The 13,310-nt window shown below is 62.4% G+C and carries 11 protein-coding genes; 10 read left to right on the top strand and 1 reads right to left on the bottom strand.

Annotated elements, in window-relative coordinates; translation table 11 throughout:
- The first annotated feature begins 7 nt into the window (after positions 1 to 7).
- From AC1MBU_RS01905 to AC1MBU_RS01895, 3 genes are all read left to right on the top strand, one after another.
- Positions 8 to 1,690 (top strand): ABC-F family ATP-binding cassette domain-containing protein, encoded by a 1,683-nt coding sequence (locus AC1MBU_RS01905; protein WP_277358524.1) that lies wholly within the window; start codon positions 8 to 10, stop codon positions 1,688 to 1,690.
- A gap of 114 nt (positions 1,691 to 1,804) precedes the next feature.
- Entirely contained in the window at positions 1,805 to 4,273 is a 2,469-nt protein-coding gene (locus AC1MBU_RS01900; protein WP_479788294.1) for a zinc ribbon domain-containing protein, read from the top strand.
- Positions 4,274 to 4,438: 165 nt separating this feature from the next.
- A complete protein-coding gene (locus AC1MBU_RS01895) occupies positions 4,439 to 5,617 on the top strand; it encodes an MFS transporter (RefSeq protein ID WP_479789707.1) in 1,179 nt (392 codons plus the stop codon).
- Positions 5,618 to 5,648: 31 nt separating this feature from the next.
- Here AC1MBU_RS01895 and AC1MBU_RS01890 read toward each other — a convergent pair whose 3' ends face one another.
- A complete protein-coding gene (locus tag AC1MBU_RS01890; protein WP_479788293.1) occupies positions 5,649 to 6,065 on the bottom strand; it encodes an EGFR-like transmembrane domain-containing protein in 417 nt (138 codons plus the stop codon).
- 267 nt (positions 6,066 to 6,332) lie between these two features.
- Between AC1MBU_RS01890 and AC1MBU_RS01885 the strand changes: the two genes are divergently transcribed.
- The 7 genes from AC1MBU_RS01885 to AC1MBU_RS01855 all read left to right on the top strand — a co-directional run bounded on the left by AC1MBU_RS01885 (position 6,333) and on the right by AC1MBU_RS01855 (position 13,296).
- On the top strand, positions 6,333 to 6,926 hold the full coding sequence (locus tag AC1MBU_RS01885; protein WP_479788292.1) for an LURP-one-related family protein: 594 nt from the start codon (positions 6,333 to 6,335) through the stop codon (positions 6,924 to 6,926).
- A 190-nt stretch (positions 6,927 to 7,116) separates the two neighbouring features.
- Positions 7,117 to 8,103 (top strand): ATP-binding cassette domain-containing protein, encoded by a 987-nt coding sequence (locus AC1MBU_RS01880; protein WP_277358528.1) that lies wholly within the window; start codon positions 7,117 to 7,119, stop codon positions 8,101 to 8,103.
- Positions 8,100 to 8,933, top strand: a complete 834-nt coding sequence (locus AC1MBU_RS01875; protein ID WP_346027768.1) for an ABC transporter permease — start codon at positions 8,100 to 8,102, stop codon at positions 8,931 to 8,933. The genes AC1MBU_RS01880 and AC1MBU_RS01875 overlap by 4 nt, the downstream gene beginning before the upstream one ends.
- A gap of 253 nt (positions 8,934 to 9,186) precedes the next feature.
- Positions 9,187 to 10,173, top strand: a complete 987-nt coding sequence (locus AC1MBU_RS01870; protein WP_277358530.1) for a YncE family protein — start codon at positions 9,187 to 9,189, stop codon at positions 10,171 to 10,173.
- A gap of 211 nt (positions 10,174 to 10,384) precedes the next feature.
- Entirely contained in the window at positions 10,385 to 11,245 is an 861-nt protein-coding gene (locus tag AC1MBU_RS01865) for a PDDEXK family nuclease (protein WP_277358531.1), read from the top strand.
- Positions 11,246 to 11,464: 219 nt separating this feature from the next.
- A complete protein-coding gene (locus tag AC1MBU_RS01860) occupies positions 11,465 to 12,412 on the top strand; it encodes an ABC transporter ATP-binding protein (RefSeq protein WP_346027765.1) in 948 nt (315 codons plus the stop codon).
- 2 nt (positions 12,413 to 12,414) lie between these two features.
- Positions 12,415 to 13,296: an ABC-2 transporter permease gene (locus AC1MBU_RS01855; protein WP_277358533.1), complete on the top strand. Its 882-nt coding sequence runs from the start codon at positions 12,415 to 12,417 to the stop codon at positions 13,294 to 13,296.
- Positions 13,297 to 13,310: the final 14 nt, after the last annotated feature.

Below are 13,310 nucleotides of genomic sequence, written 5' to 3'. Positions count from 1 at the left end.
TGGGAGCGTGGCGCACCTCGACATTTCCAACATCGACTACTTTCTTTCCGACGGCCGCCAGTTGCTCAACGGCGTCACCTTCAAGGTCGGCGAGGGCCACAAGACTGCCCTGATCGGTCCCAACGGCACCGGAAAGACCACGCTCCTTCGCATTGTTGCCGGCGATATCACCGCCGATGAGGGGGCCATCACCCGCTCCGGCAGTATGGGCATCATGCGCCAGTTCGTGGGCCAGGTCCGCGATGACACCACGGTGCGGGACCTGCTCGTCTCCGCTGCGCCGCCGGTGCTTGCAGCGGCCGCGAAAAAGATCGACGACGCTGAGCTCGCAATGATGGAGCACGACGACGAACCCACCCAGATGCGTTATGCCCAGGCGATTGCCGATTGGGGAGACGCCGGCGGCTATGAGCTCGAAACCACCTGGGATGAAGTGACGATGGCTGCGTTGGGCGTTCCGTATGATCGCGCACAGTACCGCGCGGCGTCGTCGTTATCCGGAGGAGAACAGAAACGGCTCGTCCTGGAGGCGCTGTTCTCCGGTCCAGACGAACTGCTCCTCCTCGACGAGCCGGACAACTACCTCGACGTACCCGGCAAACGGTGGCTCGAAGCGAAGCTCAACGAGTCCAGCAAGTCGGTCCTCTTTGTCAGCCACGACCGCGAGCTGCTGGACAATGCGGCTACCCGGATCGTCACGCTGGAACCCGGCGCACTCGGCGCCTCCAGCTGGGTGCACGGTGGAGGTTTCAGCACCTACCTGCAGGCCCGGACGGACCGCAACGCCCGCTTTGAGGAACTGCGGCGACGCTGGGATGAGGAGCACATCAAGCTCAAAGAGCTCGTGAACATGTACAAGAACAAGGCCGCGTTCCGCTCGGACATGGCTAATCGCTACCACGCCGCCCAGACGCGCCTGGCGAAATTCCTGGAGGCAGGGCCGCCGGAAGCGATCCCGATCGAGCAGAACGTGAACATGCGGCTCAAGGGTGGCCGCACAGCCAAGCGGGCCGTCGTCGCGCAGAGACTGGAGCTGACCGGGCTGATGAAGCCGTTCAGCACCGAGATCTGGTTCGGTGACCGCGTCGGAGTGCTGGGCTCCAACGGGTCCGGCAAGTCCCACTTCCTTCGCCTCCTCGCCGCCGGCGGCACCGATCCGGAGAAAGAACATGAACCGGTGTCCGAGGTGAGCATCGCACCCGTGCCTCACACCGGCGTGGTGAAGTTGGGTGCGCGCATTCGCCCTGGGTTCTTCGCCCAGACCCATGTGCGTCCGGACCTGCTGGGCCGGAGCCTGCTCGACATCCTGCACCGCGGCGACGATCACCGATCGGGCCTCGGCCGGGAGGCGGCGTCGGGAGTACTGGACCGCTACGGGCTGGCAGGGCAGTCGGAACAGCTGTATGACTCGCTTTCCGGCGGGCAGCAGGCACGGCTGCAGATCCTGCTCCTCGAACTGTCCGGCGCCACGCTCCTGCTCCTCGACGAGCCCACGGACAACCTCGATCTCCATTCAGCCGAAGCCCTGGAACGCGCTATAGACGCGTTCGAGGGAACCGTGCTGGCCGTAACCCACGACCGCTGGTTCGCGCGGAGTTTTGACCGCTTCCTCGTCTTCGGCGAGGACGGCAAGGTGTATGAATCGGAAGCTCCTGTGTGGGACGAAGGCAGAGTGCAGCGGTCGCGCTAGGACAAGGCTTGACACTTATCCACAGCACTACCCGGGGCACTGGCCGCTCATAGTAAATTGTCTCCGGGGGCAAATTAGTGATCGTCCTCATCATTCTTTCGTTGGGGGACAACCATGAATCCAGAATCCGTCGATCGGCCTGCCCTTCCGCCGCTGCCGCCAGCCACTCCGCGCGTATCGGCTCCGTCATCGTCAGAGCGGCCCGTTGATCCGTTGCCAGTTGGCGGAGGTTTCAGGGACATCGGGCACAGCCGTTGGTTGAGCGCGGGTTTGGCCGGGGTCATCGCGTACGGCGTCACAGTTTTCGCAGCATTCGCAGTCTTACTGCTGGTTGCTCTGGGCCTGGTTCTTTCAGCACAGGACCTGCAGGCCTCCCTCGATGAGTACGTGGGAGTGGAGACGCCCTCGGACGTTGGCGGCGCTTTTCTTTTACTCGCACTCCCATTTCAGCTCGCCGGCATGGCGATGATGGGAGCCCTACACGCCGATCTGGGTCTTAATGTCCTCGGGATGCCGCTGCAAATAGGCGCTGTAGGCTGGGGCGTCCCGCTCGCTCTGACGGGAATCGCGGTACTCACGCTGTGGTTCCTTGGTAGGCGGAGCGCTCGAAGCCAAACAAGTATCACCAGTACGCAGGCGTGGATGCTTTCGGCGGTCAGCGGACTGACACTTGCACTCGTTGGCCTGTTGCTTAGCTTCCTCTTCGCAGTCCGGATCTCCGAGAACGGCATGTCTGCTGTCCTTACGAGCGCCTCCTTGCCATTGTTCTTCGGGGCCCTTGCCATCGGAACACTCGGCAGTCGCTTGGGACATCATCACGGGTCGGCGACTACACACGGCCTTCTGCAAGCAACCGCGAGGCGACGCGCAGGCGCGGAGATACTGGCGGGCGTGAGGATCTTCTGCCTCCATTACATGGCCTACACGCTCGTGAGCGGGCTTGTACTGTTCATCTTTGCCACGGTGAAAGGCGGAGCAGCAGCGGCGTTCTCAGCACCGCTCTGGCTACCCACCGCCGCCGGCTGGGCCTACGGAATCGGGCATCTGTCTTCCGTCAGCAACGCCACCAGCCAGGGCACAGATTCCATGACGGTTTTTGATCTCCCATGGTGGGCCGCCCTGCTGCTTATCCTGTTAGCCATCACGATCGCTTTCGTCGCATCGATCGCCTGGGCAGCTGCGCGAGCCTCCTACCGCCAACGGGAGGGTTGGATGTCATGGGCCATCCTGCCGGCCATCTTTCTGGTGGGTGGGCTCCTAATCACTCTGTTCACCTCAGTGGTCTTCGGTGTCAGGGGCGGCGCATTGTCATTTTCGGGCACTCTGGCACTGGCTCTCTGGACGCCGCTGATCATGGGTTTGTGGGGAGCCGCAATTGAAGTTTCGGGACGATACCTGGCCCCGGTGGCAGTGCCTTTCCTGCCCGCCATTATCCACCGCTGGTTCTCCGGTCCCACAGCAACCGCCGACTCCGCAGTCGCCGGCACTGATACCGGGCGCCAGGTGGAGGAGGTGCCGGGTGCCTGCGGGCGGGAGACCAAACCATTAACCGCCCATGCCAAGAAAAGGCTGCGGATTGGCACAGCAATCGCGGGAATCGTCATCCTCCTGATTGTGGCTGCCACTGTTGCGTTCAACATTCTGAGCGCCACAACCTATGGGCCCCAAGCGCACGTTGAGAAGTACCTCAAGGCGCTCGAGGAGGGGGATGCGAGCGCAGCGGTAGCGCTGCATGATCCAAATGTGACGTCCGAGGAGCGGTTGCTGCTGGATGACGGCATCTTCGGTGCTGCTCAGAACCGCATAACCGACCATGAGATTCGCGACGTCGAGTTCTCGGGTGAATTGGCGACCGTTACGGCGGAGGTAACCCAGGATGCCAAAAGGGTGCCACTTATCTTCACCCTGGAGAAGGCAGAGCGAACGGCGCTGTTCTTCCACAACTGGACGGTGACCCGCGGGACGTCCTGGACCTTGCCGATCCAAGTGCCTGAAGGCGTGGACATGGTGACGGTAAACGGCGTGGACGTGGAGCTGTCCCAACAGCTCGGCCAGCAGGCTCCAGGCGCGTTCTCATTGCCGGTCCTGCCGGGCGACTATGTGCTGACTCCGCCGGAAGGCACCAAATATGTGACGTTGGGGGAGGAGCAAACCATTACAGTGTCGGCTGATCCGGCAAGCAGTGTTGGGGAAGGGGCCCTTTTCCAGCGCTCCATGACGGATGCAGTGACGGAAGATGCGGTGGCTCAGGCGAGGGAATTCCTTCAGACCTGCGCCGACTCCACAGAGGCGGCGCCCGAGGACTGCCCGAACAGAGCGTTCACGTTTGGCGACGACGAGGACTATCGCAATTTCAGCTGGACAATTACCCAGGAGCCTGAGTTCGAGGTGTCGGAGAATTGGGATGGGTCCCTGGCGCTGTACGCCACGGAAGGCGAGATGACTGCCACCTATGAGCGGAACACTCAGTGGCAGGACGACGAGCCGGCCGAATGGGAGCCGGAAGAAGACACCGCGAGCCTCTACTTCAGCGCGGCCGTGCAGATTGATGGAGACCAGCTCACCCTCAGCTTCGAGGATTAGCGGTACGTCGAGCCGGGCGTGTTTCTTTTGCCCGGGGTTTCAGTGCGGTCCGCCACCGTAGCGGCGGCAACCTGTTGTCATCTCCATCACACTGCCTGCCCTGGGTAGCCCCTTCCGAGCCCGTGCGCCTACGGTTTAGAGGTGCAGAGCAACGTCAATTCAGCCATGTGGGCTACCTTCGCTATCTTCGGTCTCAACGGCCTCGTATTCGCCAGCTGGGCGGCCCGGATTCCATCTGCGTCGGACACGCTGGGGCTGAGCGACGGCCAGACGGGCGCGCTGCTGCTTGTTGCGGCGATCGGGTCCATGGTGTCGTTGCCGTTGTCGGGCGGGATCGCCGCACGGATCGGGACAGCGAACACCGTGAGGCTGGGCGGAGTGGCTGCCACTATCGCCGCCTCCACCATTGCCGGCGGACTCGTCACGCAATCCGTGGTGGTTGCCGCCGTCGGCCTCTTCATTTTCGGCCTTGGTATAGGCCTCTGGGATGTTGCGCAGAACCTGGAAGGCGCCGACGTCGAACGCCGGCTCATGCGCACCATCATGCCGAAGTTCCACGCGGCCTTTAGCGGTGGTGCCTTCATCGGCGCGCTCACTGGAGCCGGTCTCGCGGCCGCAGGCGTAGAGCTATCAACCCACCTGGCGGTGGTTGCGGTGCTGGTACTCATTATTTCGCTGTGGATTCCGCGTTACTTCCTGCCTGAGGACCCTCACGCCGGGAAACATGACGACGCCGAGACCTCCCCTTCCGGCGGATTTGCCGCCTGGAAGGAGCCGCGCACGCTCCTCATCGGGCTGGTAGTGCTCGGTGCAGCGCTCACTGAAGGTGCTGCAAACGACTGGGTGGCGAAGGCAACAGTGGACGGCCTTGGTTCCACTGAAGCCGTCGGTGCGCTGATGTTCGGCGTGTTTGTAGCCTCAATGACCCTCTTCCGCTTCGTTGGCGGCGGCTTTATCGACCGGTTCGGGCGGGTGCGGGTGCTGCAGGTGAGCCTTGCGTCGTCGCTGGCCGGCCTGGTGCTCTTCGTCTTTGCACCCACTGTGCTTCTTGCCGGAGTCGGAGCGGTTCTGTGGGGAACGGGCGCCGCGCTCGGGTTCCCCATGGGAATGTCTGCCGCTGCGGACGAACCGCGCCTGGCTGCTGCCCGCGTGTCGGTGGTTTCCACGATCGGGTACACGGCATTCCTCGCTGGGCCTCCGCTGCTCGGATTCCTCGGTGACCAGATGGGAATCCGGAATGCCCTGCTCGCCGTCGGAGTGGCTGTATTGGCGTCGTTCCTTGTGGCGCCTGCCGCGGCCGAGCGCCCCGCGGGCGAACCGAGGGGCGCCGGCATCCGATCCTGATGACGGAGCGGCGCGGTCAGCGGCCCAGCTGTCAGTGACGTCCGGGCCGGCCGGGATCGGCGCCGTTCTTCCTAACGCTGCGCGTCCCCTGGTCGTTGCGTACGTCAGGATCGATCTCATCCGCGTGGCGCGCGCGTTCTTCGGTTTCCCGGCGCAGGCCCTGGGCATCGTTCTGCCGCTGTTCCGCTTCCTTGCGCAGTCTTTCGGCGTCCACCTCGGCCTGCTGGGCATCGGCGTCAGCGCGGGCGGCGCGTGCCTCACGCTCACGGGCTTCCAGGTCCTTGGCGTGCGCCTCTTCCCGAATCTCGTTTGCGTGCTCGTGGTCTTTCCGGCGCTTCTCCTGGTCGTGTGCGTGCTTGCGCTTCCGTCCAAGGAATACGATCAGTCCGATGATGAGCAGCACCACGAGGATCCCGATGATGATCCAGACCCACATCATTGCGTCCATTGCCTTCGCCTTCCTATGAATGGCCGCCGCGTATGCGGCGAGCCAATTGAGCGGCGCCCAGAAGGGACGTCATGTAGTAACTCTCGACCCGCGGATGAAGGTCGTCAAGAGCTCCGGATTCCCGGCACGGCCGTCATTTCCCCGGTACGGCCGCTCATTGGGCAGAGATACTCCCTCAGGACGACGTCGGCAGGGACCTCAGGTAGCTAGGCTCAGAACGGCTGCCCGCAGAGCGGTCGCAACTACAGACAACGACGAAAGAATCAGATGAACTCCCAGCCGCCGATCGAGCGATTTTCAGTAACCCAGAAGGTCACCCTCATGGTCAATCGGTACGAGGTCCGATCCGTCGATCCAGACGGAAATCCGGGGGCGCTCATGGCTCTTGCGCAACAGAAGCGGGCTGCCTTCAAGGAAGAGGTTAGGTTTTTCACGGACGAGTCGAAGAAGACGCAGCTATTCTCCTTCAAGGCTCGACGGCGTCTTGACCTGGGAGCAACCTATGATGTGCTCGATGCGCAGGGAAGCCCGCTGGGCAGCTTTCGCAAGAACTTCGGATCCTCGCTGCTGCGTTCCACCTGGGAGCTTGAAGCACCCGGAATTCAGGCAGTGGGCAGCGAACGGAGCCAGGGCGTCGCGATCGCTCGCCGTGTGTGGGAGATTGTGCCGTTCCTGGACGCCATCCCGGCGCCCTTCCTGTTCCACTTCGATTTCCGCGATCCGACGGGCCAGCTTGTCCTGACTTCGGAGCGGCGCGCTTCACTGCGGGACAGGTATGACGTTAATGTTCCCGGCGGACGTCTCGACTGGAGACTCGCGGCAGCTATGGCGGTTGCGCTGGACTCGCTGCAGTCCCGATGAATGCGGTTGGTACAAAGAAAACCGTTGCCGTCAGGATAAGAAATGTATACGGTGTCTACATGCTGTTTTCCTAGGAGCCACACACTCCTTATGACATCGCTCAGCGGCACAATTTGCCGCCACCGGGTCGCGGACCAAAGCTGTCCGCAATCTCCTTCTTCCCGTAATTCCGAAAACCTAGGGTTGACCCATGACGATTATCCAGGCTGAAGGCCTGACCAAGACCTACAAATCGAAGAGCGGCCCGGTGCATGCACTGGCGGGCCTCAACCTTTCGGTCCCGCAGGGGACCGTGAAGGCTCTGCTCGGGCCCAACGGCGCTGGCAAGACAACGGCGGTCAAGGTACTTACCACCCTGATCAAGCCTGACGAAGGCACAGCACATATCGACGGCATCGACGTCGTGAACAACCCCAAAGCGGCCCGGCGGATCATCGGAGCATCCGGTCAGTATGCGGCGGTCGATGAAAATCTCACCGGGTTCGAGAATCTGGAGATGGTGGGCAGGCTCTACCATCTCGGCGCGAAGACCGCACGCAAGCGGGCACAGGAGTTGATTGACCAGTTCGAGCTCACGGAAGCCGGGAACCGGCCGGTCAAGGGATTCTCCGGCGGCATGCGCCGTCGTATTGACCTCGCCGGAGCGCTGGTCATCAACCCGAAAATCCTTTTCCTTGACGAGCCGACTACCGGACTGGATCCACGAAGCAGGCTCGCGCTGTGGGAGATCATCTCCCAGCTGGTGAATGACGGGACCACGCTGCTCTTGACCACCCAGTATCTTGAGGAGGCGGACCACCTGTCAGATGACATTGCCGTGATTGACGGCGGTAAGGTCATCGCCGAGGGCACTTCGGATGAACTGAAGGCGCAGATCGGCGGACACCGGGTGGTCGTGACGCTGGTGGATGAAGCAGACGCCGGCGCGGCCCGTGAAATCCTCGCGCGTCACGGTGACGGCACTCCTACCGTCAGCGACCGCACCGTGGAGGTGTCCGTCGTCGACGGACCACGCGCGCTGCAGTACGTGCTTTCCGATCTGGGCCAGGCAAACATCCAACTGCACGACGCCGGTATGCGCCGGCCCACGCTTGATGACGTCTTCCTCAAGCTCACCGGCCACCGGGCCGAAGACGAGACCAGCAAGAATGACGCCGAAATGGAGAAAGCCCAATGACCGCGGTCAGCCAGCCCGCCTACGAGAGCGTAGGGTCGCCTCTCGCCCAACTGTTCTCGGACGGCTGGATCGCCACACGCCGCAACCTGATCAAGATCAGGCGCGTGCCGGAGATCCTCGTCTTCACCATCCTCCAGCCCATCATGTTTGTACTCCTGTTCAGCCAGGTTTATGCCGGCGCAATGAATGTGCCCGACTACGTGAACTTCCTGATGGCCGGGATCTTTGCCCAGACCGTGATTTTCGGCTCGACGTTCTCCGGGGCAGCCATGGCACAGGACCTGAAGGACGGCATCATCGACCGCTTCCGTACGCTGCCGATGAGCCCTGCAGCAGTGCTCATCGGCCGTACCAACGGTGACCTCGTGATCAACAGCATTTCGATGATGATCATGATGGGCACCGGCTGGCTGGTCGGTTGGCGGGTCACCACCTCGGTGTGGGGTTTCCTGGGCGGCGTGGCGGTCCTGCTGCTGTTTTCCTACTCCTTCAGCTGGGTGATGGCCCTTCTCGGGATGAGCGTCCGCAGCCCGGAGGTCATCAACAACGCGTCCTTCATGATCCTGTTCCCGCTGACGTTCATCTCGAACGCCTTCGTTCCCATCCATACCCTGCCGGAGGTTCTGAAGAACATCGCTGAGTGGAACCCGGTGTCAGCCCTTGTGGAATCGGCGCGCCAACTGTTCGGGAACACAAACCCCGACTTCCCTGAGCCCACCGCATGGACCCTGCAGAACCCGATCATCACCGTAATACTGGGAATCATCGTGATGCTTGCCATCTTCGTGCCGCTCTCAGTGAAGAAGTTCAAGTCCATCAGTTCCCGGTAACAGATCAGCCGTCGACGGCGGCAGCCCACCGGGGCTGCCGCCGATGCGCCTTTCGCGGGACAATGGGTGCATGTTTCGCAGCGCCGTCGCCATTCTGTGCCTGTTGTTTCTGACAGCCTGCACAGCGGTGCCTATCCCGAGCGCCACGAGTTCGGCCCCTCAACCGGCGGCCACCCCTTCCAGCATGGACGTGCCCACCTCTGGTCAATCTCCCTCAGCAAAGCCGACCCCACTGCCGTCACCACGGGAATCCATGGTCCTTGCTACCGACGCGGCAGGAGCGGACCTTCTGGTCATCAATCCCGCAGATTCGGGCAGTCCCGTTGAGCAGCGGATTCCCGTCGGGCAGGCACCTTGGGATGTCGCGGTGAGCGACACGCGTGCCTTCGTCTCCACTGCCGAAGGAGTGGCGGTAGTCGACCTTGTGGAGCGGCGTCGTACTTCACTGATCCCGTATGTGAATCCGGCCGGTTCCATCTCGCAGGGGGAGTATCGGCCAGGCGGTACGGGTATTGCCGTGAGCGCGGACGGAAGCACGGTTTATGTGGCGGTGCTCCGGGCGGACGGCACCTCAGCGCTGGAGAAGGTGGATGTCCAGGAAGGGCGGACCATCGGTACCGTTGAGGTGGGACTGCGGCCGTTTGACATCCTGCTCTCCGCCGACGGCTCTGAGGTCTACACGATCGACCATGATTCCTTTTCGGTCCACGTCGTCAATACCGAAACCCTCATCGTGCGGCGAATCGAGGTAGCGCCGTTCGGCACGCAGGGCGGCCTGGCCTCCTGGGAGAAGCCGCACTATGGCGCAATTGACGACGCCGGGAACCTCCTTCTGCCCTATCAGGGCCTGGCGCTCGCCATCGTCAACCCGGCCTCGGGTGCTGTCTCCGTGGAGGAGATGACCGCCAACTCGCATCAGCACGGAACGGCTCTGGTTGACGGCACCCTCCTTGTGATCGGAACGGGGGCATTCGGCAATGCCACCGGATCTCCGAACCTCACGGTCCGGGACACCGAAACTAACGCTGAGCGAATCGTGCCGCTGGACCGGTTGCACGAGACCGTGGTGCCGTGGACCGATCCCGCGACCGGCGAGGCCTATGCGCTGCTCTCCGGGGGCTACACCCGGGACGGTTTCTGGCCCGGTGTCACCCTTGTCGATCTCGAAACGTTCGAGCAGCAGGAGCTTGCGGTGCCAGGGAGGCCGCAGTCGCTTGCCGTGATTCCCGTCGCCCCCTGAAAGTTTTTGTCGCCTTGTTGAGGCGTAGAGGCGGCGAAAGCAGCAAGTAGGCGACAAAAACTCGGGAAGGGGCGCGGATATGACTCAAGATATCCACATACCCGGGCACGGCTGATTTTTCCTGAGTGCGGCGTGGCATCAAAGGATGATGAAACAACCTCATCCCCTACCTTCTCCACTGGATCAGCGCCCGTTCACGGTGCAGGAGTCGATGGCCCACGAAATCCCCTATTCGCGGCTCCGTGCGAAGGACCTGACTGCGCCCACGAGAGGCATCCGTGAAGCTGTCGGTCAGAACGCTGACGTTCTCAGTCGCGCCGAAGCCTTCATACAGCTCAATCCGGGCTCCTGTGTCAGTCACGTGAGTGCCGCGAGGCTTCACGGCATTGCCGTGCCGGGTCAACACGAGGATGTGCTGCATCTCGCACGCCCTGCACGCGGCTCTCTTACCCGTCGGAACGGGGTTGTCAGTCATCGACTGGCGCTAAGAGCAGAAGACACAGTGATCATAAACGGGTTGCCAGTTACAAGTGTCTTCCGCACCTTCGTCGATCTGGGAACTCTGTTGCACCTTGATGACCTGGTGGCTGCGGGTGATTCGATTGTCAGCGAGCACCACCGCCATTTCGGAGAGCCTCGCCACCCCATGATTCCTGTCGCTGGACTTCGAAAACTGGTTGAGCACACGAGCAAAATTCACGGTATCCGGGCGGCACGGCTTGCGATCGACCTGATTGAGCCCGGAGTCGATTCGCCCCCCGAGACCCAGATTCGGCTGATGCTCGGCCGTGCCGGTCTGCCCGTTTTCGTCCCCAATTGCCGGATCGACACCGAGATTGGCCTTCCCGTCTGGGCGGACCTCGGCTGCCATGAGTTCAAGACCTGCATAGAGTACGACGGCGGACATCACCTTACGCCCGAACAGCAGCAGTACGACGCCCGGCGGGATCAGCGCACCCGCGAAGCCGACTGGGCTCAGGTGAAGCTCAACAAACTGGATATTCGGAAGGGGGAGCAGTGGATTACTTCGCTGGCGCGCGGGGCACTACGTTCCCAGGGCTGGCCCGGGTAGGCAAGGGGGGGCGCCATCGTCGCCGGGAGTTTTTGTCGCCTACTTGCCGATTAGACGGTGTCGAAGCAGCAACTAGGCGACGAAAACTTCAAATAGGGGTCATCCTTTTGATGGACGCATGACGCGTGCAAGATCATCCGGTTGGTCGGTGCCCTTCGCGGTGAAGCTCCGTAGGGTTGGGTGTATTCCAAAACTTTCCCTTCCCCAAGGATGCCCATCATGATTGAGGCAGCAGAACTGTCCAAGCGCTATGGCGCAAAAACGGCGGTAGACCGTATCTCCTTCAACGTTAAGCCCGGCCGCGTGACCGGTTTTCTCGGTCCCAACGGCGCCGGTAAGTCGACCACAATGCGCATGATCGTCGGGCTCGACAATCCCTCAGGCGGCGACGTCCGCGTCAACGGCAAGCACTACGCCGAGCACTCCGCACCCCTGCGTGAAGTCGGCGCCCTGCTCGATGCCAAGGCGGTCCACACCAAGCGCTCCGCCTACAACCATCTGCGGGCGATGGCTGCCACTCACGGTATCCCCAATAGCCGGGTCAAGGAGGTCATTGAAATGACCGGTCTTGGACCTGTGGCGAAGAAGCGTGTCGGAAGTTTCTCCCTCGGTATGGGCCAGCGGCTCGGCATTGCCTGCGCGCTTCTTGGAGATCCGCATACGGTGATCCTCGATGAGCCGGTCAACGGACTCGACCCGGAGGGCGTGCAGTGGGTCCGGCACCTCGCCAAGGGCCTTGCGTCCGAAGGCCGTACCGTCTTTCTTTCCTCCCACCTGATGTCGGAAATGGCGCTCACAGCGGACCACCTCATTGTCATCGGCCGCGGCCGGATCATCGCTGATGCTCCCATCAGCGAAATCCTCGACGCACAGGGTCAAACCCGCGCCCGGGTCCGCACCGACCGACCAGCCGAGCTGGTGCGGGCACTGGCCGCGGACGGCGTTTCGACCCAGCAGCTTGAACCGGAACTTCTCGAGGTCACCGGGGCGAACTCGCGCCGGATCGCGGAGGTCGCTCTTGACCACCAGATCCTCGTCTACGAATTGACACCGCTGCAGGCCTCGTTGGAGGACGCATACATGCAGCTCACCTCCGATGAGGTCGAATACCACTCACACACTCTTCCGGATGCTCCTTCCGGCGCCGACTCCAAGGAAGGCAAGTAACCATGTCGCATACAGCAACCGCACCCGCGCCGGAAACTGCCGGCTCCCACCGCGGCCCCGCCAAAGGATCCGGCGTGAACTTCGCGCGGGTACTCAAGTCCGAGTGGATCAAGGTGACAACCGTCCCCTCGACGGTGATCATGCTGAGCATCACCGTGGTGGTCATGGTTGGCCTCGCGGCGCTGTTCGCCTGGCAGACAACTATCCTGTTTGATCTCCAGTCCGATCCGGAGGTGGCTGCCCAGGTGCAGGGAGCGCCGGACGCAACCTCGATCGTTTCCACCATCCCGGGCTCCGGACTGATTTTCGGCCAACTGCTCATGGGGTCCCTGGCAGTGGTCCTGATTGCCTCCGAGTGGGGCACCGGGATGATCCGGTCCACCATGGTCGCGGTCCCCAAACGTATTCCGGCGCTGCTGGCGAAGCAGCTCGTTTTCGCTGTCATCGCATTTATCCTCGGCGCGGGTTCAGCTTTCGTCGGCTACCTCGTTGCACAGCCGATTCTCGCCCCATCAGACCTGGCCTTCGGCCTGGATACTGACGGCGTGCTGCTGCACATCATCAACACGGGTTCGGTTCTGGCCCTGGTCGCCATCATTGCCATGTCCATCGGAACCCTCCTGCGCAACACCGCCGGCGGAGTTGTAACGACCATTGGCCTCCTGTTTGTCCTTCCGATCCTCGTGGCCACGTTGCTGGCAGGTATCGCTGACTGGATCCCTGACGCCGCGCGGTTCCTACCGAGCAGTGCCGGCGAGCAGATGGTGGCAATCACCATCGCTGAAGACGCCCTCAACCAGTGGCAGGGTGCGCTGGTACTCGGCGGCTGGGCTCTCGTGCTGCTCGTCATCTCGGTGGCGGTCACCAAGAAGCGCGACGTCTAGACGAGTAGACCTGC

The organism is Arthrobacter sp. PTI12, from assembly GCF_056679915.1.
Note: the sequence above shows the minus strand (reverse complement) of the source record. Positions and strands in the feature narration are given on the sequence as shown.